This is a genomic window from Dactylosporangium sp. NPDC049525 (genome assembly GCF_040676755.1).
GTDB lineage: Bacteria > Actinomycetota > Actinomycetes > Mycobacteriales > Micromonosporaceae > Dactylosporangium.
In genome coordinates, this window is record NZ_JBFAPO010000002.1 from 442,890 (window position 1) to 466,849 (window position 23,960).

Annotated in this window: 23 protein-coding genes and 1 pseudogene; 15 read left to right on the top strand and 9 right to left on the bottom strand. The window is 72.8% G+C overall.

Annotated features, from left to right (window positions below):
• From AB0K00_RS06350 to AB0K00_RS06360, 3 genes are all read right to left on the bottom strand, one after another.
• Positions 1–367: hypothetical protein (locus AB0K00_RS06350; RefSeq protein ID WP_363516232.1), on the bottom strand; the 367-nt coding region annotated here is incomplete at its 3' end.
• Positions 368–784: 417 nt separating this feature from the next.
• Complete coding sequence (locus AB0K00_RS06355; RefSeq protein ID WP_363516235.1) at positions 785–2,005, bottom strand: MFS transporter; 1,221 nt, start codon at positions 2,003–2,005, stop codon at positions 785–787.
• A gap of 23 nt (positions 2,006–2,028) precedes the next feature.
• On the bottom strand, positions 2,029–2,775 hold the full coding sequence (locus AB0K00_RS06360) for a sulfite exporter TauE/SafE family protein (RefSeq protein ID WP_363516238.1): 747 nt from the start codon (positions 2,773–2,775) through the stop codon (positions 2,029–2,031).
• A gap of 144 nt (positions 2,776–2,919) precedes the next feature.
• On the opposite strand from AB0K00_RS06360, the gene AB0K00_RS06365 reads away from it, so the two are divergent.
• From AB0K00_RS06365 to AB0K00_RS06375, 3 genes and pseudogenes are all read left to right on the top strand, one after another.
• Positions 2,920–3,045 (top strand): hypothetical protein, encoded by a 126-nt coding sequence (locus tag AB0K00_RS06365; protein ID WP_363516241.1) that lies wholly within the window; start codon positions 2,920–2,922, stop codon positions 3,043–3,045.
• 144 nt (positions 3,046–3,189) lie between these two features.
• On the top strand, positions 3,190–3,735 hold the full coding sequence (locus AB0K00_RS06370) for a hypothetical protein (RefSeq protein ID WP_363516244.1): 546 nt from the start codon (positions 3,190–3,192) through the stop codon (positions 3,733–3,735).
• Positions 3,692–3,781 (top strand): annotated as a pseudogene (locus tag AB0K00_RS06375) (hypothetical protein); the annotation flags it as partial. The gene AB0K00_RS06370 and the pseudogene AB0K00_RS06375, both read left to right, overlap by 44 nt.
• A gap of 66 nt (positions 3,782–3,847) precedes the next feature.
• On the opposite strand, the gene AB0K00_RS06380 reads toward AB0K00_RS06375, so the two are convergent.
• Complete coding sequence (locus AB0K00_RS06380) at positions 3,848–4,300, bottom strand: helix-turn-helix domain-containing protein (protein WP_363516247.1); 453 nt, start codon at positions 4,298–4,300, stop codon at positions 3,848–3,850.
• A gap of 128 nt (positions 4,301–4,428) precedes the next feature.
• On the opposite strand from AB0K00_RS06380, the gene AB0K00_RS06385 reads away from it, so the two are divergent.
• The 3 genes from AB0K00_RS06385 to AB0K00_RS06395 all read left to right on the top strand — a co-directional run bounded on the left by AB0K00_RS06385 (position 4,429) and on the right by AB0K00_RS06395 (position 8,993).
• Complete coding sequence (locus AB0K00_RS06385) at positions 4,429–5,691, top strand: S1 family peptidase (RefSeq protein WP_363516250.1); 1,263 nt, start codon at positions 4,429–4,431, stop codon at positions 5,689–5,691.
• A gap of 136 nt (positions 5,692–5,827) precedes the next feature.
• Complete coding sequence (locus AB0K00_RS06390; RefSeq protein ID WP_363516253.1) at positions 5,828–7,534, top strand: NAD-dependent malic enzyme; 1,707 nt, start codon at positions 5,828–5,830, stop codon at positions 7,532–7,534.
• A 4-nt stretch (positions 7,535–7,538) separates the two neighbouring features.
• A complete protein-coding gene (locus AB0K00_RS06395; protein ID WP_363516256.1) occupies positions 7,539–8,993 on the top strand; it encodes a class II fumarate hydratase in 1,455 nt (484 codons plus the stop codon).
• Between the two features lie 93 nt (positions 8,994–9,086).
• Here the strand turns inward: AB0K00_RS06395 and AB0K00_RS06400 are convergent, their stop codons facing one another.
• A complete protein-coding gene (locus tag AB0K00_RS06400) occupies positions 9,087–9,608 on the bottom strand; it encodes an RICIN domain-containing protein (protein WP_363516259.1) in 522 nt (173 codons plus the stop codon).
• A 213-nt stretch (positions 9,609–9,821) separates the two neighbouring features.
• On the opposite strand from AB0K00_RS06400, the gene AB0K00_RS06405 reads away from it, so the two are divergent.
• Both AB0K00_RS06405 and AB0K00_RS06410 read left to right on the top strand, forming a co-directional pair.
• Positions 9,822–12,914 (top strand): BTAD domain-containing putative transcriptional regulator, encoded by a 3,093-nt coding sequence (locus tag AB0K00_RS06405; protein WP_363516261.1) that lies wholly within the window; start codon positions 9,822–9,824, stop codon positions 12,912–12,914.
• A gap of 181 nt (positions 12,915–13,095) precedes the next feature.
• Positions 13,096–13,731, top strand: a complete 636-nt coding sequence (locus AB0K00_RS06410) for an HNH endonuclease family protein (protein WP_363516263.1) — start codon at positions 13,096–13,098, stop codon at positions 13,729–13,731.
• Positions 13,732–13,776: 45 nt separating this feature from the next.
• Here AB0K00_RS06410 and AB0K00_RS06415 read toward each other — a convergent pair whose 3' ends face one another.
• Entirely contained in the window at positions 13,777–14,016 is a 240-nt protein-coding gene (locus AB0K00_RS06415; protein WP_363516265.1) for a hypothetical protein, read from the bottom strand.
• A 66-nt stretch (positions 14,017–14,082) separates the two neighbouring features.
• A complete protein-coding gene (locus tag AB0K00_RS06420; protein ID WP_363516267.1) occupies positions 14,083–14,916 on the bottom strand; it encodes a HEAT repeat domain-containing protein in 834 nt (277 codons plus the stop codon).
• 39 nt (positions 14,917–14,955) lie between these two features.
• Between AB0K00_RS06420 and AB0K00_RS06425 the strand changes: the two genes are divergently transcribed.
• Positions 14,956–16,674 carry a sodium:proton antiporter gene (locus tag AB0K00_RS06425; protein WP_363516269.1) on the top strand — a complete coding sequence of 573 codons (1,719 nt, stop codon included), beginning with the start codon at positions 14,956–14,958 and terminating at the stop codon, positions 16,672–16,674.
• Between the two features lie 43 nt (positions 16,675–16,717).
• Here the strand turns inward: AB0K00_RS06425 and AB0K00_RS06430 are convergent, their stop codons facing one another.
• Together AB0K00_RS06430 and AB0K00_RS06435 are read right to left on the bottom strand one after the other, a co-directional pair.
• Positions 16,718–17,209, bottom strand: a complete 492-nt coding sequence (locus tag AB0K00_RS06430; protein WP_363516272.1) for a hypothetical protein — start codon at positions 17,207–17,209, stop codon at positions 16,718–16,720.
• Positions 17,210–17,302: 93 nt separating this feature from the next.
• Positions 17,303–18,754 carry an amidohydrolase family protein gene (locus tag AB0K00_RS06435; RefSeq protein ID WP_363516275.1) on the bottom strand — a complete coding sequence of 484 codons (1,452 nt, stop codon included), beginning with the start codon at positions 18,752–18,754 and terminating at the stop codon, positions 17,303–17,305.
• A 189-nt stretch (positions 18,755–18,943) separates the two neighbouring features.
• Between AB0K00_RS06435 and AB0K00_RS06440 the strand changes: the two genes are divergently transcribed.
• The 6 genes from AB0K00_RS06440 to AB0K00_RS06465 are packed head-to-tail and all read left to right on the top strand — an operon-like array spanning position 18,944 to position 23,917.
• Positions 18,944–20,086: a CoA transferase gene (locus tag AB0K00_RS06440; protein ID WP_363516278.1), complete on the top strand. Its 1,143-nt coding sequence runs from the start codon at positions 18,944–18,946 to the stop codon at positions 20,084–20,086.
• On the top strand, positions 20,071–20,850 hold the full coding sequence (locus AB0K00_RS06445) for a citryl-CoA lyase (protein ID WP_363516281.1): 780 nt from the start codon (positions 20,071–20,073) through the stop codon (positions 20,848–20,850). Before AB0K00_RS06440 ends, AB0K00_RS06445 begins: the two co-directional genes overlap by 16 nt.
• A gap of 12 nt (positions 20,851–20,862) precedes the next feature.
• Positions 20,863–21,726, top strand: a complete 864-nt coding sequence (locus tag AB0K00_RS06450; protein WP_363516284.1) for an extradiol ring-cleavage dioxygenase — start codon at positions 20,863–20,865, stop codon at positions 21,724–21,726.
• Complete coding sequence (locus AB0K00_RS06455; protein ID WP_363516287.1) at positions 21,723–22,085, top strand: hypothetical protein; 363 nt, start codon at positions 21,723–21,725, stop codon at positions 22,083–22,085. The genes AB0K00_RS06450 and AB0K00_RS06455 overlap by 4 nt, the downstream gene beginning before the upstream one ends.
• Positions 22,085–23,059 carry a zinc-binding alcohol dehydrogenase family protein gene (locus AB0K00_RS06460; RefSeq protein WP_363516290.1) on the top strand — a complete coding sequence of 325 codons (975 nt, stop codon included), beginning with the start codon at positions 22,085–22,087 and terminating at the stop codon, positions 23,057–23,059. The genes AB0K00_RS06455 and AB0K00_RS06460 overlap by 1 nt, the downstream gene beginning before the upstream one ends.
• 24 nt (positions 23,060–23,083) lie before the next feature.
• Positions 23,084–23,917, top strand: a complete 834-nt coding sequence (locus AB0K00_RS06465) for an IclR family transcriptional regulator C-terminal domain-containing protein (RefSeq protein WP_363516293.1) — start codon at positions 23,084–23,086, stop codon at positions 23,915–23,917.
• The last annotated feature ends 43 nt before the right edge of the window (positions 23,918–23,960 follow it).

Sequence of the window (23,960 nt, forward strand, 5' to 3'; positions counted from 1 at the left end):
GGCGCCGCACGCTGATCCGGTGCCACTGCTTGATGTTCCTGCGCCGCGGCATGCTGATCCGGTGCCGTGGCTTGATGTTCCTGCGCCGCGGCATGCTGATCTGGTGGTGCGGCCTGATGTTCCTCTGCCGCGGCATGCTGATTCGGTGGCGCGAAACGCTGATTCGCTGGCTCGGCCTGATGTTCCTGGCCCGCGGCACGCCGACTCGATGCCGCGGCATGCCGATTCGGTGCCGCTGCTTGATGTTGCTGCGCCACGGCACACGGCACCCGTCCCGCGGCACGCCGACTCCGTGGCGCGGCACACTGATCCGGTGGCGCGGCACGCTGATCCGGTGGCGCGGCACGCTGATCCGGTGCCGCGGCACACCGCACCTGTCCCGCGGCACGCCGACTCGGTGGTGCGGCACACTGATCCGGTGGTGCGGCACACTGATTCGGTGCCGTGGCTTGATGTTCCTGCGCCGCGGCACACCGCACCCGTTCCGCGGCATGCCGACTCGGTGGCGCGGCACGCTGAATCGGTCGCGCGGCACGCTGAACCGGTGGCTCGTCCTGATGTTCCTGGCCCGCGGCACGCTGACTCGATGCCGCGGCACGCCGACTCGGCGCCGCAGCCCGATGTCCCCGTCCCACGGCACGCCGGCCCAGTGCCGCGGGCGCCGGTCCCGGTCCCCCGGAGGGTTCCGGGTGCACACAGACGTTGGTCAATGCCCGAGGATGCGCCTTCTGATCCATAGGCAGTGTGCGATCCAGTCAGCGGTCGGCCGGCGGGCCGCGCGGGCTCAAGGTTGGTCGGCGGGGCGCAGCATGCGCAAGCCGGCCAGCGCGAGCGTTGCCGTCGCGCCCGCCGCCACGACCGCGACCAGCAGCCCACCCCGCGCGCCGCTGCCGTCGACCGCGAGCCCCGCGACGGTCGCCGCCACCGCCGAGCCGGCCGCGCTCGCCGAGCCGAGCCACGCGAACGCCTCCGTCAGCACGCCGCGGTCGACGACGGCGTCGGCGAGCACCGAGCCGAGCACCAGGACGACCGGCACCGCGACCGCGGTCAGCAGCACCCCTGCCACGACACCCGCCATGACCTCCGCCGGCGACCCGCCGGCCAGCAGCGGCAGGCTGCCGAGCCCCAGTGCGGACGCCGCCCCGGCGAGCTGGCGGCGGGGGTCCGTGCGCCAGCGGCTCAGCCCGTACACCAGGACGGCGAGGATCCCGGCGGCGTTGGACGCGGCGAACAGCACCGCCGCCAGCTCCGGCGTGTCCCGCTCGACGGCGAACGCGGTCACGGCGATCGACATCGTGCCGAAGAAGCCGCCGATCGCGGTGTTGACCCCGACGAGCACCACGAACCCGGGCCGCAGCAACGCACGGCGGTGATGCGCGTGCCCGCCGTCCCGTGCGGCGACCGGAGGCGCGGTGCGTCGCTGCAGCGCCAGGACCGAGCCGCCGGCCACCACCAGCGCGGCGGCGCTCAGCGTGCCGAGCACCGGCCGGCCGGCCGCCGCGATGGTGCTCACCAGCGCCGGCCCGACGAGGTACGCGACGCTGTTGCTGAGCGACTCCAACGCGTACGCGGACGGCAGCGTGGCCCGCCGCTCGCCGTCCAGCAGCGCCGACCAGCGGGCCAGGGCGACGGCGCTGAGCTGCGGCAGGCTCGCGCCGACCAGGGCGCCGGCGATCGCCAGCAGCCAGCCGGGCGCGTCGTTGACGGCGCTGAGCACGAGGGCGGCGACCGCGACCGCGTGCGCGGCGACCGCCGATGGCAGCACCCGGTTCTGGCCGAACCGGTCGATCAGCCGGCCGACCTGCGGCCCGGCCAGGGCGTCGGCGACCGCGAACGCCCCGGTGACGAGGCCGGCGGTGGCGTAGGAGCCGGTCGCCGCGCGGACCAGCCAGACGATGCTGAGGCTGGTCATCGCGATCCCGATCCGGCCGAGCGCGGTCGGCACAAAGAACGCGGCGGCGCCGGGCGTGCGCAGCAGCGCCCGGTAGGTTGTCGCGGCGGTCATGCGGCCCGACCCTACGGCAGCGATCAGCGGTACGCCTGCCAGCCGAGATGCACGGCGAGCCCGAGCCCCAACGCGGCGATGATCCCGCGCAGCGCCGCCGGCGGGCTCTTGCGGATGACCGCGGGGCCGAGCCGACCGCCGACGAACAGGCCCGCGCCGAGCGGCAGCACCGCCAGCCAGTGCACCGGCCCGAACAGCGCGAACGCGCCCGCGGCGACCGCGTTCGCCACGCCCAGCAGCACGTTCTTCGCCGCGCTGCCCCGGGCGAACGAGTCCGGCGTCATCGCCAGCAGCAACGCCAGCAGGACGATGCCGGCGGCGGCGCCGAAGTAGCCGCCGTACACCCCGACGAGCGCGACCCCGCCGGCCAGCATCCACCCGTGCCGGCGGCGCGGCTCGGCGTCCGCGGCCTGCCGCGGCAGCAGGATCGCCAGGGACGCCCCGGCGATCAGCCACGGCACCACGAACTCGAACGTCTCCGCCGGCGCGAGCAGCAGCAGCGCGCTGCCGGTCCCGCCCCCGGCGACGGCGGCGAGCGCCAGCCACCGCAGCCGCGGCCCCTGCCCGGTCAGCTCCGGCCGCGACCCGGCCACCGACCCGGCGCTGGCGAACACCAGCGAGACGCTGTTGGTGACGTTCGCGGTGACGGGCGGCAACCCGAACGCCAGCAGCACCGGGTAACTGATCAGCGACGCGAGCCCCGCGACGCTGCCGACCAGCCCGGCACCGACCCCGGCGAGGGGCAGCACCACGTACATCCACCACGTCACGGGCAAGAGTGTTCCTCACGCGGCCCCGCCGGTGAAGATCAGGTCGCCGCGGCCGTTGTTTCCGCCGAAAGCGACTAGGCTCAGTGTGCCGCGGTCGTGGCGACTCGATCCAGGCTCCGCTGTCGCGGAGACCAAGGAGTGCAGATGTCCGACAAGTCACCGCACAAGGCCACCTCGAAGAAGGTCGGCAAGACGCTCAAAGAGAAGCGGTCCGCCAAGAAGGCCAAGCGCGACGTCCAGTCCTCGCACATCCCTCCCACCGGCAACTGACCTCCTGCGAGCGGGCGGGCCCTCCCGGACCCGCCGGCATCGCCGCGGCGCGATCGGCGGGAGCAGTCCTGAGTACGGTACCCAGCTCGAAGTCGAGTAGCCGCACGGCGGTCAGCCGGCGGAGGCGTTCCTAGGCTGACGGCCATGGACGCGACCAAGCCGTCACGGGGGCCGGTGCTCGCCACGGGGCTCGCCACGATGGCGGGATGGTATGGGGTGCTCGGCGCGGTGGCCGTGCTCTGGTGGTTCTCCCTGTCGGACACCCCGGCCGGGGAGGAGTGCCAGACCTTCGGCTGTGGATGGACCGCGCGGGACGTCGCGGTGCTGGCGGCGCTGTTCATCGGCATCCCGGCGTTCGCGGCGAGCGTGCTCGTCTCGGTGGCGGTGGTGGGCGGCCTCGCCGCCGCCCGGCTGCGCTCCGGCGTGCTCGTCGGCACCGTCGGTGCCGTCGCCGGCTGGCTCGCTGCCGTGGTGGTGGCCGTGGCGTATCTCATGTCGGCGATCCACGGCTGTCCCCGGTACGGCCGCACGCGCGGGAGCGTGGCGGACATGCGCCGTGACGGGTTCCTGCCAGCCGCGCGGCGGGGACGCCCGATAGACACCGTGCATGTCAATCGACACCGGCGTCGACCTGGACCACCCCGACCTGGCCGGGCGGGTCAGCGGCACCGCGAGCTTCGTGCCCGGTGAGAGCGCCGTCGCCGGCAACGGGCACGGCACCCACACCATCTCCACCGTCGGCGGCAGCGACGCGGCTTCTGCCAATGACAAAGAGCGCGGGGTCGCACCCGGCGCGGGTGGGTCAGCTCGCCGCGCCCGGCCCGGCGAGCAGCTCGACGTCGCCGGCGTGCATCGGCTCGCCGCAGTGGGCGCAGCGCAGGTCGACGTGGCTGACCCGGCCGCAGGCGTGGTGGCGGTGCAGCACCGGCGGGCCGGCCACCCCCGCCAGCCACTTGTCGCCCCAGCCGGCCATGACCATCAGCAGGTCGACGAGCTCGGTGCCCTTCTCGGTCAGGACGTATTCGAACCGGGGCCGCCGGTCGTAGGGCCGGCGCTCGAGCACCCCGTGTTCGACGAGGTGATGCAGCCGCTCGGTCAGGACCTTGCGGGAGATGCCGAGGTCGGCCTGGATCTGCTCGAACCGGGTCAGGCCGGCGTGCACGTCCCGCAGGACGAGCGGCGACCAGGGCTCGCCGATGACGTCCAGCGTGCGCGCGATCGAGCAGGCCATCCCGCCGAAGTTCGTGCGTTGCATGCGGCAAATCTAACATCCGGAGTTTCCTCAAGGAACTTCAAACGTTGAGCCGGGCCGCCGGTTCATCGAAGTGTCCCGATCCGGACACGTAGTGGTAATCACGTTGCCGAGCGTCTAGCAAGGGCGCCATGACACGTGGCAGTTCGCTTCGCAGCCGGACGTCGGCGGCCCTCGCGGCCGTCCTGGTCGTCATCGCCGGGTCCGCGACGTCGGTGGTGCCGGCGCCGGCGATGGCGGCACCGGCACCGAGTGAGGAGGCCGCGTCGTTCGCCCGCGAGCGGGGCATCTCCGTCGCCGCGGCCGAGCAGCGGCTGGGCTGGCAGGCGGTCGCGCCCGACCTGCTCGAGCGGTTGCCGGCCGAGCTCGGCGAGCGGTTCGGCGGCGTGTGGATCGACGGCCAGGGCGGCGACCGGGTGAAGGTCGGCCTCACCGGGTCGCTCGACCCCGCGGCCGCCACGATCATCAACCGGGCCGCGACCGCGCTGGGCCTCGGCGCGGCCTACGACGTGGTGCTCGTCGCCCGGTCGGCGGCGGCGCTGGAGCGGAGCATGGACCGGCTCGGGCCCGAGATCGCCCGGGTCAACACCGGTGCTCCGGCCGGGCTCGCCGGCGGGGTGCGGCCGGACCTCAACGCACTGTGGCTGGGCGTGCCGTCCGGCGCGACGGCGGACCAGCTGGCGCTCGTCGAGACGACCCGGCAGGCCCTGGGCTCCGGGCTGGTCGTCGGCTCGGCGCCGCGCGGACTGCGCCCGCTGGCCTGCGCCGGCCAGTTCTGCGACCCACCGCTGCGGGGCGGGATCCGGGTCACGCACCCGACCGGCTCGTGCACCGGCGGCTTCCTGGCGAAGTCCAAAGTGGACAACGAGCTGTACCAGTTCACCGCCGGGCACTGCGGCGAGGACCGCAGCGGCAACTGGAGCACCCAGTTCACCGACGGCTCGGCGCACGTCATCGGCGCGATCCACCACTGGGAGTACAACGCATCCGGTGACGCCGCGATCCTCAGCATCAACAACGAGGCCGGCTGGTCTCCCGCCGCGCAGGTCAGGGTGACCCCCGGTGCGTTCACGACCGAGAACCAGCACTACGGGATCGCCGCGGACAAGCTGAGCGTCCTCGGGATGCGCATCTGCGCCACCGGCGCCTTCAACCTGATGAGCTGGTGCGGCTTCGTGATGATGCTGAACGTCAGCGTGTCCTACACCGGGCCCACCGTGCACCACCTCGGCTGGACGAACCTGTGCTCGGTCCCGGGCGACAGCGGGGCGCCGATGTACGCCAAGCACAACGCATACGGGATCCTGGTCGCCGGCAACGACGAGTGCTCGACCCTGTACCAGGGGATCCGCTCCGCCGAGACGCTGCTGAACGTGGACGTCCTGCACGGCTGAGAGGTGTAAGCCGGCAGCGGCGGGTAGGGGTTTGGGGCGGAGGCGGCGCGGCCGGAGCACGTCGTGACGGCGGTCCGGTGCGCACGCGTTCGCGAGCGAACCAGAGACCCGTGCTCACGGTGTGGAGGACATGCTGATGACTGCTGTCGTGGCGAAGCGAAGGTTCTGGGTCGAGGACGGATCGTGCGTGACCTCGGCGCGCGGGGCGGAGGTGCTCGACACGCCGCTGCTGAACAAGAACACGGCGTTCACCCAGCGGGAGCGAGAGGAGCTGGGCCTGGAGGGGCTGCTCCCGTCCGCGGTGCAGTCGCTGGAGGATCAGGTCAGGCGGGTGTACGAGCAGTACCGCCAGCAGCCGACCGACCTGCTGAAGAACGTCTTCCTGGCGATGCTGCAGGACAACGACGAGGTGCTGTTCTACCGGCTGCTGACCGAGCACCTGCGGGAGATGCTGCCGGTCGTCTACGACCCGACGGTGGGTGAGGCGATCAAGCGGTACAGCCACGAATACCGCCGCCCGCGCGGGGTGTACCTGTCGATCGACGAGCCCGACCGGATCGAGGCGGCGTTCAACGACCTGGGGCTGGGTGCCGGCGACGTGGATCTGATCGTCGCCTCCGACGCCGAGGAGATCCTCGGCATCGGCGACTGGGGCGCCGGCGGGATCGGCATCGCGGTCGGCAAGCTCGCCGTCTACACCGCCGCGGCCGGGATCGACCCGGGCCGGGTGATTCCGGTCTCGCTGGACGTCGGCACCGACAACGAGCAGCTGCTCAACGACCCGGACTACGTCGGCAACCGGCAGGCCCGGGTGCGGGGGAAGCGCTACGACGACTTCATCGACGCATATGTGCGGGCCGCGACGAAGCTGTTCCCCGACGCGCTGCTGCACTGGGAGGACTTCGGCCCGAGCAACGGCCGCCGGATCCTGGAGCGCTACCGCGACCGGATCTGCACCTTCAACGACGACATGCAGGGCACCGGCGCGATCGTGCTCGCCGCGGCCCTCAGCGCCGCCCGGGTGGCCGGCACCCGGATGCGCGACCAGCGCATCGTGGTCTTCGGCGCCGGCACCGCCGGCATCGGGATCGCCGACCAGCTGCGCGACGTGATGGTCCGCGACGGCCTGGACAAGGACGCCGCGACCCGCCGGATCTGGTGCGTGGACAAGCAGGGCCTGCTCACCGACGACATGTCCGGCCTGCGGGACTTCCAGACCCCGTACGCCCGGCCCGCCGCGGAGGTCAAGGACTGGGCCCACGAAGGCGCCATCGGGCTCGCCGAGGTCGTCGCCGCCGTGCGGCCGAGCATGCTCATCGGCACCTCGACCGTGCACGGCGCGTTCACCGAGGACATCGTCACGGAGATGGCCCGGCACGTCGACCGGCCGATGATCTTCCCGCTGTCCAACCCGACCGAGCGCATCGAGGCGATGCCGGACGACCTGATCCCGTGGACCGGCGGCCGGGGGCTCATCGCCACCGGCATCCCCGTCGCACCGGTCACCTACAAGGGTGTCGAATACGCCATCGGCCAGGCCAACAACGCCCTGCTGTACCCGGGGCTGGGCCTCGGCGCGGTGGTGGCGCGGGCGCGGCGGGTCAGCGACGGAATGTTCGCCGCGGCCGCCGACGCCGTGGCCGGCCTCGTCGACGTGAGCACCCCGGGTGCGTCGCTGCTGCCGCAGGTGGAGAACCTCCGGGAGGTGTCGGCGACCGTCGCCGTCGCCGTCGCGAAGCGGGCGGCCGAGGAGGGCCTCGCCCAGGTGACGCTCAAGGACCCGGTCCAGCAGGTCCAGGACGCGATGTGGCAGCCGGAGTACCGCCCGATCAAGGCCGGGTGACGCCATGACCTCTGTCAGCCAGACGGCGCCGAAGGTCCGCGACGTCCCCATCGGCCTCGACGGCACCGGCACCCGCCGCGAGTTCGACAGCCTCGGCGACGTCGACGTGCCCGCCGGGCGCTACTGGGGCGCGCAGACCCAGCGCAGCCTCGAACACTTCAACATCGGCGACGACCGGATGCCGAAGGAGGTGTACCACGCCTACGGCACCGTCAAGAAGGCGGCGGCCATCGTGAACACGGCCGCCGGTCGGCTGCCCGAGTGGAAGGGCCGGCTGATCCAGCGGGTCTGCGACGAGGTGACCAGCGGGGCCCTGGACGAGGAGTTCCCGCTGTACGTGTGGCAGACCGGCTCGGGAACGCAGAGCAACATGAACGTCAACGAGGTCATCTCCAACCGGTGCATCCAACTCGTCGGCGGGACGCTCGGCTCGCAGCAGCCGGTGCACCCCAACGACGACGTCAACATGGGACAGTCGAGCAACGACACGTTCCCCACGGCCATGCACATCGCCGCGTACACGATGGTGACGGGCAGGACCGTCCCCGCCCTGAAGCGGCTGCGGGACGCGATCGAGCACAACGCGCGGGCGTGGCGCGACGTGGTCAAGATCGGCCGGACGCACCTGGAGGACGCGACCCCGCTCACCGTCGGCCAGGAGTGGTCGGGCTACCACGCCGCCCTCGCCGACGCGATCGCCGACGTCGAGCACGCCACCCACGGCCTGCTGCAGCTGGCCATCGGCGGCACCGCGGTCGGGACCGGGCTCAACGCCCCCACCGGCTTCGGCGAGCAGGTCGCCAGGGAGATCGCCACGATGACCGGGGCGCCGTTCGAGGCCGCGGCCAACCCGTTCGCCGCGCAGGGCACCCTCGACCGGATGGTGCGGGCGCACGGCGGCCTCAAGTCGGCGGCCGTGACCCTGTTCAAGATCGCCAACGACCTGCGCTGGCTGGGATCCGGGCCCCGCACCGGGATCCACGAGCTGCTCCTGCCGGCCAACGAACCGGGATCGTCGATCATGCCGGGCAAGGTCAACCCGACCCAGGCCGAGGCCATGCTCATGGTCGCCATCCAGGTCATCGCCGCGGACACGGCGGTCACCATGGGCGGCGCCGAGGGCAACTTCGAGCTCAACGCCTTCCGGCCGATCCTCATCGACAACTACCTGCATTCGGCGCGCATCCTCGCCGACATGTCCGAGCACTTCCGCGAGTTCATGGTCGAAGGCGCCAAGCTCAACGAGGGCCAGTTGACGCAGAACGTCGAACGCTCGGTGATGATGGTGACCGCGCTGTCGCCCGTCATCGGCTACGACAGGGCCGCGGTCATCTCCTACTACGCCATCGCCCACGACCTGACCCTCAAGCAGGCCGCGCTCGCCAACGGCGTCAGCGAGGAGCTCTTCGACCGGGTCGTCGACCCCCTCGCCCTCACCCGAGGCGGCTCGGCCGGCTGAACATCGCCCCAGCTGAACATTGATCCGGCTGAACATCGCCCCGGCTCCGTCGCAGGAGCCGGGGCGGTCACGGCGCGGTCCAGGCGCGGACGGTCAGCGCCACGCCTGGTGAGTGGTGACGCCGCCGGGGTTGCAGTCGTACTGGACGAGCTTGGCGAGGGCCAGGATGCTGCCGTCGCGGACGGTCAGGCACTTCCAGCTGTTGCGGTTGACGAAGTGGTAGTAGCCGGGCACCGTGAGGATCGGGGCCTGGTACCACCACTGGTTGGTGTCGCCGTGGCAGGTGTACTGCTGCACGACCGCGTTGTTGGACTTGCTGCGGTCGCGCACGTCGAGGCACTTGCCGCTGTTGTAGTTGCGGATCAGGTAGAAGCCCTCGTCGCCGACCGGCTCCAGGGTGAACAGCTGGGCCGTCGAGCCGTTGCAGGGCGACTGCTGCAGTTGCAGCTTGTTGCTGGTGCCCCAGTTGGGCACATCCATGCACTGGCCGCTGTGCGCCACGTCCCAGGAGCTCCACACGGGGGCCGCCGCGGCCTGGGCCGCCGCGACCGGCGTGATGGCCAGCCCGGCGCCGAGGACCAGCGCCAGCAGGACCCGGCGAACGAATGTGATCAACGTAGTTCCCACCTTCAGTCGTGCGCCGCCGGTCTGGCGGAGCGCTGCCGAGGACCGTCCCCGGCACCGCTGGAACGGCGCTGAAACGGCGCTGAAACCCCGGACCTCGGACAACCCGGTGGCACCGGTCCCGGGGACACCGGGCCGCCGGAACAGTCGGAGGTGCGACGCAGAGGTCCCGCCGGGCGCGCGGTCCTCGATACGGTGCACCGGGTGCGGGTGAGGATGCTCGGCCCGGTCGACGTGACCGACGGCGACGCCGTGCGGCAGGTCTCGGGCCTGCGGCGCAAGGCGGTCCTCGCCGTGCTCGGGTTGTCGGCCGGACGGGTGGTGAGCGTCGAGCACCTCGTCGATGTCGTCTGGTCCGGCGCGCCGCCGGCGACCGCCGCGAACACGTTGCAGAGCCACATCTCCCACCTGCGGACCGTCCTCGGCCGCCGGGAGGCGGTCGTCGCCCGCCCACCCGGCTACCTGCTCGCCCTCGACGGCGAGGCGACCGACGTCCAGCGCGCGGAGCGGCTGATCCTTGCCGGCCGCAACGACGCCGACCCGGCCCGGGCCGCCGCGGCGCTGCGGGCCGCCCTGGAGCTGTGGCGGGGGCCGGCACTCGCCGACGTCCGCGCGGTGCCGTGGCTCGAACGGCAGGCCGAGCGGCTGGCGATGCTGCACGCCGAGGCGTCCCACGCCCTCGTCGAGGCCCGCCTCAACCTCGGCGAGCACGTCCAGCTCGTCGCGGAGCTGGGGGAGCAGGCGCGGCAGCACCCGTTCGACGAGCAGGTGCACGCGCAGCACATGCTCGCCCTGTATCGCAGCGGACGGCAGGCCGACGCCCTCGAGGCGTTCCAGCGGCTGCGCCGCCACCTCGGCGAGGAACTCGGCATCGAGCCCGGCCCCGCCGTGCGTGAGCTGCAGGCGCGGATCCTGCGCCAGGAAGCGTGGCTGGATCCGCCGCAGGCGCCGATCGAGGTCCGCGCTGCGCCGCCGGTACCGCGGGAGCTGCCGGCCGCCGTGCACGCCTTCACGGGCCGGTCCACGGAGCTGACCGCGCTCGCCTCGGTCCTCCAGCCGGGGGAGGACCGGGCCGCACCGGCCACCCTGCCGATCGCCGTGCTGTGCGGCTCCGGCGGTGTCGGCAAGACGTCCCTCGCCGTGCAGTGGGCCCATCAGGTCGCGGACCTGTTCCCCGACGGGCAGCTCTTCGTCGACCTGCGCGGCGCACATCACGACGAGCCCCTCGCCCCCGAGGCGGCGCTCGGCGCGATGCTCGGCTCGCTCGGCGTCGCCGCCGCCGACCTGCCGCCGGACCTGCCCGGGCGCACCACCCGCTGGCGCAGCCTGACCGCCGGCCGGCGGCTCCTGATCGTGCTGGACAACGCGCTCAGCGCCGCTCAGGTCCGCCCACTGCTGCCCGGCGCGGCCGGCTGCGCCGTGCTCGTCACCAGCCGCGACGCCCTGGCCGGGCTGGTCGCCCGGGACGGCGCGCAACGGATCCGGCTCGACGTGCTGCCCCCGGCCGACGCGCTCGCACTGCTCACCCGGCTCGCCGGCCCTGGGGCGGGGCGCGAGCCGGCCGCGGCGGCGACCCTCGCCGAACAATGCGCCCGGCTGCCCCTGGCCATCCGGGTCGCGTCGGAGTTGGCCGCCGGGCGGCCGGAGGTTCCCCTCGCGGAGCTGTCCGCGGAGCTGGACGGCGAACGGAGCCGGCTCGACCTGCTGGACACCGGTGACGACGGCAGCGCCGTCCGCGCCGTGTTCTCCTGGTCGGAACGGCACCTGTCACCCGCCGCGGCGCGCTGCCTCTGGCTGCTCGGCCTGCACCCCGGCCGGGAGATCGGCGCCGAAGCCGCCGAAGCCCTCGCCGGCGCGCGGCGGCTGATCGAAACCCTCGAACGGGCCCACCTCGTCGACCGCGTCGCCGGCGGGCGCTGGACGATGCACGACCTGCTGCGCGACTACGCCCGGGAACGCGCCGGCGAAGCCCTCACCGCGGCGGAGCGGGACTCGGCGCTCACCGCGGTGTACACCCACTACCTGACGGCGACGGTCACCGCCTCGGCGACCGTGTTCGAGCCCGGCGCCACCGACCCCCGAGCGGTGGCGCAGGCCCGGGCCTGGCTCGACCTGGAACGGCCCAACCTCGTCGCCGCCGTGCTCACCGCCACCGGCGCGACGCTCGGCGCCGCCGTCGACATCGGCCAGGCCCTGCAGGAATACCTGAAGGTCGGGTATCACGTCGCCGACAGCCTCGCCGTTAACCGGCACCTGCTGGACCTCGCCACCCACGGCGACGACCTCGCCGCGCAGGCCGCCGCGCTGTTCGAGCTCGGCACCGCCCGCGGCCGCGACGAGCGTTACCTGGAGTCGATCGCCGACCTGCAGCGGGCGATGCGACTGTACGAGCGGCTCGGCGACCCGATCGGCGCGGCGAAAGCCCTCGGGTGCATCGGCTCGAACGAGTTCCAGCTCGGCCGGTACGACGCGGCGCTCAGCCACAAACGCGAGGCGCTGCGCGCGTTCCGGGCGGCCGGGCACCGGCTCGGCGAGGCCCGCGAACTGAGCAACATCGGCCGCATCCATTGGCTGCGCGGCCGGCACCGCCTCGCGGTGCAGTGCTACGAGCTGGCCGGCGGGATCTACACCGACCTCGGCGACCGGGTCGGCCAGGGCCGCAACCTGCTCGACCTGGCCGAGGTGCACCAGCGGCACCGCCGGTACGAGCAGGCCCGCGACTGCCACGAGCGCGCCCGCCGGATCCTGCACGACGTCGGCGACGTCACCGCCGAGGCGGTTGCGATCGCCGGGCTGGGCCGCACCGACGCCGAGTGCGGCCTGGACCGGGAGGCGATGGCGCAGCTGCGGCAGGCGGTGCGGATGTTCGAGGGCGTCGCCGACCGGCTCGGCGAGGCCGAGGCCCGCATCGCCGTCGGCGACGCGCACCTGCTCGCCGGCCGGGCCGCCGACGCGCTCGCCGAGCACCGGCGGGCCCTCGCCATCGCCGTCGACATCGGCGAGCGGCGCCTCGAGGCGGAGGCGCTCAACGGGATCGGCCGGGCGCTGCGCCCCGACCGGCCCGCGGAGGCGGCCGGCCTGCACCGGCGGGCCCTGCTCATCGCCCGCGAGCTCGGCGAGCCCGACCGGGTCGCGCAGGCCCTCGACGGGCTCGGTGCCGCGTCCGCGGCGCTCGGCGACGAGGTGACCGCGGCCCGATGCCGGCGCGACGCCCTGGCCGGCTTCCAGGCGCTCGGCGTGCCCACGGCGGACCAGCCGGCCCCGGCGTTCACCCGGATCGCGGCGCCGGCGTCCTGACCGCCGCTCGCCCGTTCGGATGTGAACGTTCCGGGACGGAGCGTGCATCCGTTACGTCGTAGGACGTCCACGGGATGTTCACGCCACGACCATCGCACCAGACACTGGTGATCGTCGATATTGGTCGGCGGCGGTGCCGGGGTCGGCGCCGCACATCGCCGGACGTCTGATCGGAGCAGGTATGACCCGACCGTCTCGTTTGATCGCCGCACTGCTGGCCGGTGCGCTCGCCGCACTCGCCCTGGTCGCCCCGGCCGCCGCGGCCCCGTCAGGGATCCCGTCGAAGGCGACGGCGCAGACCTGGCTCAACGCCCTGACCGTGGCCACCGAGGGCTCCAGCAGCGGCTACTCCCGCGACCTGTTCCCGCACTGGATCACCATCAGCGGCGCCTGCAACACCCGCGAGACCGTCCTCAAGCGCGACGGCACGTCGGTGGTCACCAACAGCTCCTGCGCCGCCACCTCGGGCCGCTGGTACTCCCCGTACGACGGCGCGACCTGGACCGCCGCGGCGGACGTCGACATCGACCACGTGGTGCCGCTGGCCGAGGCGTGGCGCTCCGGCGCCAGCTCCTGGACGACCGCGAAGCGGCAGAGCTTCGCCAACGACCTGACCCGCCCGCAGCTGATCGCGGTCACCGACAACGTCAACCAGTCCAAGGGCGACCAGGACCCGTCGACCTGGCAGCCGTCGCTGTCGTCCTACCGGTGCACCTACGCCAAGATGTGGATCGCCGTGAAGTACTACTGGGCGCTGAAGCTGCAGTCCGCGGAGAAGTCCGCGGTGCAGACGATGCTCAACACCTGCTCCTCCTGAACGGCCCGGCGGCCGGGGCGCGTGCCCGCGTCCCGGCCCCGTCGATCAGCTCACCGGCGGGTGGCCGCCGTCGCCGTCGACCTTGGTGTCCATGATGCCGTCCTCGTCGAGGTCGACCATGGTCACGTTGATGGCGCCGTCGCCGTCGCTGTCGAGCTGGAACAGGTCCGCCTTGCCGTTGCCGTCGGTGTCGATGGCCAGCACGTCGGCGACGCCGTCCTGGTTCGTGTCGACGGCGAGCAGCTCGTCGCGCTGATCGCCCCGGGTCTCGACTGATTCGGTCATGTTCGTCGCCTCTCTGCCTGTGTCCCCGCGATCGCTGGAGGAGCGCATCGTAGCTCCCCGCGGCCCTCAGGGGGACCGGCGCTCCGGGTCGGCACCGCATGCCTGGATCGCCGTGTCGAGGACGGCCGGGAGGGGGTCGCGCTGCTGCCAGCCCGTGTCCTTGAGGCGCAGCAGCAAGGGCAGTGCCTCGCTCGCCCCCAGCTCGGCCGCGGCCTCGACGATGAGGTTCCCGGGATCGTCGGCGAGCCAGGCGAGCAGCGGCGCCAGGGTCCGCGGGTCGCCGCGGCGGGCCAGGCCGACCAGTGCCTCACCGGCGGTGTCGCTGTCCTCGTCGGTCAGCCGGGCGGCGAGGGCGTCGCGGACCGGCTCGTCGTCCACCTCCAGCTGGGAGCCGAGCCCGAAGGTGGCCCAGTCCCGGACCTCCGCGTCGGCGTCCGCGCTGAGCAGGATCAGCGCCGCCACGGCCCGGGCGTCGGGCGGGTCGCCGGCGACGTGCGGCAGGGCGATCGCGACCGCGAGGCGCACGTCCTCGCCGGCGTGCCCGGCGTGGCGCCGGATCGCCGGAAGCGCCCGCGGGTCGCCGACGTGCCCGATCGCGGTGGCGGCGGCGGCAAGGACGTCGGGCCGGTCGTCCGCGCAGGCCGCGGTCAGGATCGGCAGGGTCTCCTCCAGGAACGGGCGGTCCGCCAGGTGGCCGATCTGGCCCAGGACGTCCAGCCCCAGCACGCGGTCGGCGGTGCCGTCGGCGACGGCGAACCGGCAGGCCGCCTCGAACGCCGCCCGGTCGGTGCGGCGGTGCAGCTCGGCGACGAGCTCCCAGCGTGCCCCGGCGTCGACGTCGGTGAACGCGGCGGCGCGGCGCAGCAGCTGATCGGCATCGTCTTGCCCAAGGTCGGTCACCGGCTCACCCTATGGCTGACCCGGGTGAAATACTGTGGCATGAACCTCCAGCACGGTGTCCTCGCGATCGCGGCGGTCCTCGCCATTGTCGCCGTTGCGAAAGTGGCGCCCCGGGTCGGTGTGGCGGTGCCGATCGCGCTGGTCGTCGTCGGCATCGGCGCCAGCTACCTGCCGTTCGTGCCGAACCTGAACGTCGACCCGCACCTGATCCTCACCGTGGTCCTACCGCCGATCCTGTATTCCGCGGCGGTCAACGTGCACGCCACCGACTTCCGGCGCAACGTCAAGGCGATCGGCGGGCTGTCGGTGCTGCTCGTCGTCATCTCGGCGCTCGCCGTCGGGTTCCTGCTGCACTGGCTCATCCCGGACCTCGGCCTGCCCGCCGCGATAGCGCTCGGCGCGGTCGTCAGCCCGCCGGACGCGGTCGCGGCCATCTCGATCGGCAAGCGCCTCGGCCTGCCGCCCCGCCTCGTCATCGTGCTGGAGGGCGAGGGACTCATCAACGACGCCACCGCCCTGGTCATGCTCCGCTCCGCGGTCGCGGCGACGGCCGGTGTGGTGTCGTTGTGGGACGTGGTCGGCGACTTCGCGTTCGCCGTCGCCGCCGGGCTCGTCATCGGCCTGCTCGCCGGGCTGCTCACGGTGTGGATCCGGGCGAAGCTCGACGAGCCCGTGCTGACCACGGCGATCTCGTTCACCGTGCCGTTCCTCGCGTTCGTCCCGGCCGAGGAGATCCACGCCTCCGGGGTGCTGGCCGTGGTCGTCGCCGGCCTGGTCACCGGGCATCAGAGCGCGCGGCACTTCACCGCACAGGACCGCATCAGCGAGCGCACCAACTGGCGCACCATCCAGCTGCTGCTCGACAACGGCGTGTTCCTGCTCATGGGATACCAGATCGTCACCGTGGTCGGCGACGTGCACCACGGCGACGACGACGTCGCCCGCACCGTCGCCATCGGTCTCGCGGTGACGGCCGCGCTGGTGCTGCTGCGGGTGCTCTTCGTCGTGCCGCTCACCGCGCTGCTGCGCCGCGACCAGCGCCGCGCCCTGGCCCGCACCGACCGCCTCCAGGGGATCCTGGCCAAGCTCGTGGAGCGGCAGCACGAGTCGGCGAGGTCGGCGGCGCGGGCCGGCTGGCTCGCCTCGCTGGTGCGCCGCCGGCAGGCCGACGACGCCTACCTGACCACCGAGGGGCTCGGCTGGCGCGGCGGCGCGGCGCTCGCCTGGGCCGGGATGCGCGGCGTCGTCACGCTCGCCGCGGCGCAGTCGCTGCCGCAGAGCGTCCCGCACCGCGCCCAGCTGATCCTCATCGCGTTCACCGTCGCGATCGTCACGCTGCTGGGCCAGGGCGCGACGCTGCCGGTGCTGATCAGGAGGCTGCGCATCGCCGGCACCGACGCCGAGGCCGACCGGCGGGAGCTGGCCCGGCTCATCGGTGAGATCACCGCCGAGGGCGAGGACGTCCTGGACAACCCGGACCTGCGCCAGTCCAGCGGCCGGCCGTTCGACCCGGAGGTCCTCGAGGCCGCCCGCCGGGAGAACGCGGCGATCGGCCAGGCGCTCACCCAGCCGCACGACCCGGCCGAGTCCAGCGTCGCGCACCAGCGCCGCGAGCTGCACCGGCTCCTGCTGGAGTCCGCACATGCGGCGCTGCTGGACGCGCGGGAGTCCGGCACGTACACCTCGCGCGCCCTCGGCCACGTCCAGCACATGCTCGACACGGAGGTCTCCAGCCTGGACCCGGCAGCGGCACACTGAAAAGGCCGCTCCCGGGCAACCGGGAGCGGCCTTCGGAGCCGAACTAGTTGGAGGCCACGCCGAGGCCGGCGCTGCCCTCGGAGCCCTCGGCGCCGCCGCCGGTGTGGCCCTCGGTGATCGAGGTGAACGCGGAGTCCAGCTGCGCCTGCAATGCGTCGAGCTGCGAGAACTCGGCCTGGTGCGAGGACTCGCTGCCCTCGGCGGCGAAGACGTGGTCCGACTCGGCGGCCGAGTGGTCGTAGGACGTGAAGTCCGACTCCTCGTAGTGCTCGCCCGTCGGGTTGGAGTACTCGACGTGGTGACCCTGGTCGAACGAGGTCGACTCGGCGGACGCGTGGTCCTGCTCGTAGACGTTGAACTGGTTGTTGTAGTCGGCCTCGCTGGCGTCGACCTGGTGGAGCTGGTCCAGCGACTCGTGCTGCTGCCCCGTCTCGATCTGGCCGTAGTCCGTGCCGCCGTCGCCGCCGTACGTGTCGGGCTGGTCGTCGCCGGTGTAGCCGGGGTCGAGCTCGCCGCCGCCGTCGTAGTCGCTCATTCTCGTCCGCCCTCAGGGGAGTCGTGGTGTGTTGCCAAGGAGAACGTTAGGCATGCCGAAGATCCGGCGAATCCCCGGAACGTGCCACGGCGGTCAGCCGGTTGGCGGGGTGCCGTGTTTCCACTGCGCGGAGCCGGCGTCCCACTCTGTGTAGGTGTACGGGTTGTCGAGCACCTTGGCGGCCGGGATGTCGGGGTTCATGCCCTGCTTCCAGGCGTCCGCGCCCATCGTCGCGATCAGGTGCTCGACGGTCCGCTCGACGTCGAGCCGGGCCTTGGCGAGGTCGACGCCGACGAGCTTGTGGTCGCGTTTGACGATCCGGCCGTTGACGAGCACGGTGTGCACGTCGCCGCGCTGGGCCTGGAAGGCGACGTGCCCGTAGGGGTTGAGGATCGGGAACATGACCGGCGAGTCGTCGTTCTTCAGCAGCACCACGTCGGCCTTGCGGCCGGGCTGGAGACTGCCGACGACGCTGTCGAGGCCGAGGGCCCTGCTGCCGCCGCGGGTCGCCCAGTCGACGACCTGCTCGGCGCGCAGGTGCACGTGGGTGACGGTCTCGGCGCGCTCGTGCGCCTGCAGGTGCTCCCGGGACCGGTCGGCGCCGAGGGTGGCGCGCATCGCGGAGAACAGGTCGCCACTCCACCAGACGCTGGTGTCCATCGACAGCGACACCGGGATGCCATGGTCGCGCAGCTGCCAGGTGGGAGGATAGCCCTGCCCGGCGCTCTGCTCGCTCTCCGTCGACACCGACACCGACCCTCCGGTCGCGGCGATGCGATGGTACGAGTCGTGCGTCAGCGTCGCGGCGTGCACGTAGATCGTCGACGGGGTCATGAACCCGTTCTCGTGCATGAGGCGGATGCCGTCGTCGTTCGTGGCACCCCAGACACCGGCGTGCGTACTGACCGGCACGCCCAGCTCCCGGGCGACCTCGAAGGCGGCGCGTTCCGGGAAGGCGGGGTCGCCGGTGACGTCGAACGCCATCTGGAAGCCCAGCAGGTCGTTGCCGCTGATGCGCCGGGACACGAAGTCACGGAACTCCGGGCTGGTCGCCCATTCCCACGGGCCCTGCTGGATGTTGCCGTAGGCGAGCACGAACCTGCCCGGGACGGACTCGAGGGCGTCGGCGGCGGCGTCGGCGTGCTGCGGGGTCTGCAGGCCGTGTGACCAGTCGACGGTGGTGGTGACGCCGGCGTCGAGAGCCTCGAGGGCGCCGAGGACGTTGCCGGCGTAGATGTCCTCGGGGCGGAAGTGCCGGCCGGACTCGAGGTAGTACCAGACGAAGTACTGGGTGAGCGTCCAGTCGGCGCCGTAGCCGCGCATCGCGGTCTGCCACAGGTGCCGATGCGTGTCGATCATCCCGGGCATGATGATGCCGCCGGCGGCGTCGATCTCGACGGCGCCGGGTGGGGCGGTCAGGCCGACGCCGACCTCGGCGATGCGTTCGTCGACGACCAGGACGTCGGCGCCCGGCAGCACCGTGTGTGCGTCATCCATTGTGAGAACCAGACCGTTGCGGAACAGCACCGCGGTCATTGCTGTCATCTCCTGTCGGTACGGATCGCCGGTTCCGGACGATCGTCCGTGTGGCGGTCACAGGATCGAGTGGCGAAAGTGTGGTCCGCCTCACGGGCGCTGTCAAGGTTCCCGACGTGGTTGACAGTCCAGGTGGAGCGGCCGAGACTGTTTGAACGGACGATTGTCCGCTGCACGGACATTCGCGAGGGGGAGCTGTTGGAGGCACCGGACCGGCCACGGGGTCCGCTCAGCGGGCTGCTGGTGGCCGACTTCTCCAGGATCCTCGCCGGGCCCTATGCCACGATGCTCCTCGCCGACCTCGGCGCCGACGTGATCAAGGTCGAGGGGCCCGGCGGGGACGACACCCGCACGTGGATGCCGCCGACCCGCGACGGCGTCTCCACCTACTACCTCGGCATCAACCGCAACAAGCGCTCGATCGCCCTCGACCTGCGCTTGGAGGAGGACCTCGAGGCGGCCCAGGCCCTCGCCGCCCGCGCCGACGTCATGATCGAGAACTTCAAGCCCGGCGGCCTGCGCCGCTTCGGCCTGGACTACACCTCTGTCGCGGCCGCCAACCCCGGCGTCGTCTACGCCTCGATCAGCGGCTTCGGTGCCGGCGCCGGCGCGGCCCTGCCCGGCTACGACCTGATGGTGCAGGCGATCTCCGGGCTGATGAGCCTCACCGGCGACCCGGACGGGCCGCCGTTCCGGGCCGGGATCTCGGTCTTCGACGTGATGGCCGGCATGCATGCGAGCATCGGCATCCTCGCCGCCCTGCACCACCGCACCGCCACCGGCGCCGGCCAGCACGTCGAGGTCAACCTGCTGTCCTCCGCCCTGTCCGGCCTGGTCAACCACAGCAGCGGCTATGTGGCCGGCGGCACCGTGCCGTTCCGGATGGGCAACGCGCACCCGAGCCTGTTCCCGTACGAGCCGCTGCCCACCGCCGACGGCGACCTCATCGTCATCGCCGGCAACGACGGCCAGTTCCGCAAGCTGTGCGCCGTGCTCGGCTGCGAGGAGCTCCTCGACGACCCCCGCTTCCAGCGCAACCAGGACCGCACCGCGCACCGGGAGGCGCTGCGTCCGCTGCTGGTGGAGCGGCTGCGGGCCAAGGGCAAGCAGGAGTGGTTCGACGAGCTGCTCGCCGCCGGCGTGCCGTGCGCGCCGATCAACACCATCGACGGCGGCGTCGCGCTCGCCACGTCACTGGGCCTCGAACCGGTCGTGCAGGTCGGCGCGGTGCCCGGCATCCGCAACCCGATCACGCTCTCGGCGACCCCGCCGCGATACGAGCTGCCGCCGCCCGGCCTGGACGAGCACGGCGAGGAGATCCGGCAATGGCTGAAGAGCTGAGCTTCCCCACCTCCATCGGCACCTCCGACGCCGACAGCATCACGCTGCTCGGCCAGGACCTGGCCGCCGACCTCATGGGCAAGGTCGGCTTCGGCGAGCTCGCCTTCTGGCTCGTCGCCGGCCGCCGTCCCACCGCCGGCGAGACGCGGGTGTTCGAGACGGTCCTGGTGGCCCTCGCGGACCACGGGTTCACGCCGACCGCGATCGCGGCCCGGCTCACCTACGCCAGCGCACCCGAGGCGCTGCAGGGCGCCCTCGCCGCGGGGCTGCTCGGCGGCGGCTCCCGGTTCCTCGGCGTCACCGAGGACTGCGCCGTGTTCCTGCGCGACACCCTGGCCTCCGTCGACGGGGAGCCCGCCGACTGGGACGCGCTGGCCGCCGACGCGATCACGGCCCGGCGCGCCGCCGGCAAGTTCGTGCCCGGCCTGGGGCACCCTGTACACAAGACGCAGGATCCGCGCACACCGGTCCTGATCCGCATCGCCGAGGAGGAAGGGCTGCGCGGGCCGCACCTGCGCCTGTTCGAGGCGATCGGCCGGGTCCACCCCGCGATCCTCGGCCGCACCCTGCCGCTCAACGGCGCCGGGGTCTGCGGCGCGGCCCTCGCCGACCTCGGCCTGCCGGTGGAGATGCTGCGCGGCTTCGCGCTGCTGGCCCGCGCCGCCGGGCTGCTCGGGCACCTCGCCGAGGAGCGCCGCACCGGCCTCGGCCTGGACATCTACCGCACCGTCGACCGGAACGCCCGCTACGTCACACCCGAATGAAAGGACGGCGCCATGGCTGAGGTTGTCGCGGTCATCGCCTCGACGCACCATCCGTTCTACTTCAAGGCCAGCACCGCCACCGGCGCGGACCGCCCACCGTTCGCCGACGAGTGGGTCCGCAAGGTCACCGCGTTCCGCGAGACGCTGACCCGCGCGAACCCCGACGTCCTCGTCATGGTCGGCTCCGACCACTTCCACCAGCTGTGGCTGGACAACATGCCGCAGTTCCTCGTCGGCAAGGCGCCGTTCTACGACGCCAACTGGTACAACGAGGAGCGCGAGTTCGGCCTGCCGCGGATGACGCTGCGCGGCCAGGAGGACCTGTCGGCGCACGTGCTGCGCGAGGGCCTCGACGCGGGCTTCGACCTGGCGTTCAGCAACGAGCTGCGGATCGATCACAGCATCACCTGCCCGATCATCACGCTGCGGCCCGAGGCGGACCTGCCGATCGTGCCGATCTACACCAACATCTTCGCCCCGCCGCTGCCGCAGCCGAAACGCTTCGTGCAGCTGGGCCGCACCATCCGGGAACTCGTCGAGTCGTGGCCGAGCGACCTGCGCGTCGCCGTCATCGGCACCGGGCACCTGTCCCTGGAGCTCGGCGGGCCCCGCCAGTTCGGCCCGCACGGCCCCGACCCGGAGTTCGACCGCCGGGCAGTGCAGTGGATCGCCGACGGCGACCTGGACGGCTGCCTGTCCGAGGTGACCCTCGACAGCCTGCACGCACCCGGCAACGCGACGCACGGGTTCATGGACTTCATGCTCATGATGGGCGTCGCGGGCGACGGTGTGAAGGCCGACTACGTCGACACCTACGACCTGTTCCACACGATGGAGGCCTACTTCACCTGGTACCCGCAGGGAGCGCCGGCATGAGCAAGTACCTGCTCGACAAGTTCCTGTACACAGTGGACAGAGACGCCTCGTTGGTGGAACGGTACCGCGAAGACCCCGCCGGGACCGTCGACTGGTGGGAGTCCACAATGGCCAATGCGCTGCTCAACTGCCACACCGGCGAGGCGAGCACGTGGCAGCGCTTCACCGACGAGGAACGCGCCGCGCTCGCCGGGCACGACCACGTCGCGCTGTTCGCGCTCGGCGCGCACCCGTTCCTCACGCTGACGCTGTTCATCGCGATGTTCGAACGCGACCACGACGAGCCGCTGTTCTACCAGAAGCAGTACGGCGCCCGCCTGGCCCACTTCGACCTGCCGTACCCCGACATCGCCACCTGATGCGCGCCGCCACGATCATCCAGTGCGGGCAGCCGCCGGTCGTCGCCGAACGACCGGCGGTGCCGCCCGCCGACGGCATGGTGACGGTCACGGTGACCGCGGCCCCGATCACCCCGCTCGACGTGCTGTGCGCCACCGGGACGTCCTACTTCGGCGCGCCCGCCGTGCCGTACGTCCCCGGCGTGCAGGGCGTCGGCACCCTCGACGACGGCACGGCCGTGTGGTTCCCGACCGACGCCGGCATGCGCCCCGGCGACGGCAGCATGGCCGAGCAGGTCACCGTGCCGGCAGCCACCGTGGTGCACCTGCCCGACGGCGCCGACCACCGGCTCATCGCCGCCCTCGGGCTGTCCGCGGTCGCCGCCTGGCAGGCCCTGACCTGGCGCGGCGAGCTGCGCCCCGGCGAGCAGGTGATCATCCTGGGCGGCGGTGGCATCGTCGGGCAGGCGGCGATCCAGCTCGCCCGGCTGGCCGGCGCGCGACGGGTCATCGCCGCCTGCCGGTCCGAGGCGGCGCGGGAACGCGCGGCCCGCCTCGGCGCGGACGCCGTCGTGCCGCTGCACGACACCGACGACGTGGTGACGCTCGCCCGGCGGCTGCACGACGCCGCCGACGGGCCCGTCGACCTGGTGCTCGACCCGCTGTTCGGGATCCCGGCCGCGGCCGCCCTGCGGACCCTGCGCCGCGGCGGCCGCCTGGTGAACCTCGGCAGCGCCGCCGGCGAGGTCGCGCCGCTGGACTCCGCGACCCTGCGCAGCGGGTCGCTGCGGGTGCTCGGCTACACCAACAACGAGCTCAGCGCCGCGGAGAAGGGCGCGACGATGCGGTACCTCGCGGACCACGCGGCCGCCGGCCGGCTCGTCGTGGACTACGCGCCGGTGCCCCTCGCGGACATCGGTGCCGCCTGGACGGCGCAGGCGGAGGGCCGCGCGCAGCGGCGGACGGTGATCGTCCCGACTAGGCTCGGCGCATAACAGACCACGACAGTTGAGGCGGCGATGGCACAGCGCGGAGAAGGACCGGACTTCATCGAGGCCCTGGCCCGCGGGCTGGACGTGATCCGGGCGTTTCACGCCGACCGCCCGCGCATGACCCTCGCCGAGGTCGCCGCCGCCACCGGCCTGGCCCGGCCCACCGCCCGCCGCATCCTGCTGACCCTGGAGGAGCTCGGCTACGTGCGGACCGCGGCCGGCGGCCACGAGCTCACCCCGCGCGTGCTCGAACTCGGCATGGCGTATGTCGGCGCGCTGTCGCTGTGGGACATGGCCCGCCCACACATGGAGCAGCTCGTCGCCGCGACCGGCGAGTCGTCGTCGATCACCCAGCTGGACGGCTCCGACGTGGTCTACCTCGCGCGGGTCGCCGTACCGAAGATCATCGCGCTGCGGGTGCAGATCGGCACCCGGTTCCCGGCGACCGTCACGTCCCAGGGCAAGGTGCTGCTCGCCGCGCTGCCGCCGGAGCAGCTCGACGCCGTGCTCGCGTTGCCCAGCCGCTCGGGCATCCAGCCGTGGGTGCGGCACGGCCGGGCCGCGATCGACGCCATGCTGCGCGAGGTCAACGCCCGCGGCTGGGCCCTCGCCGACAATGAGCTCGCGCCGGGCATCCGGTCCGTCGCCGTGCCCATCCGCGACGGGCGCGGCGAGGTCCGCGCGGCCATGAACGTCACCGTCAACTCGGCCGAGACCAGCACCAAGACCCTCCTCGACCGGCACCTGCCGCACCTGCAGCGGGCCGCCGGCGCGATCAGCTCCGACTGGGCGCTGTGGCAGTCCCGCCCGCAGGTGGACCAGGCGTCGGCCGACCCGTCCCCGGTCGTCGCGCGGCACTGACCCCGCCACGGGCGGGGTACGTTGGCGGTGGACCCCCTCCGCA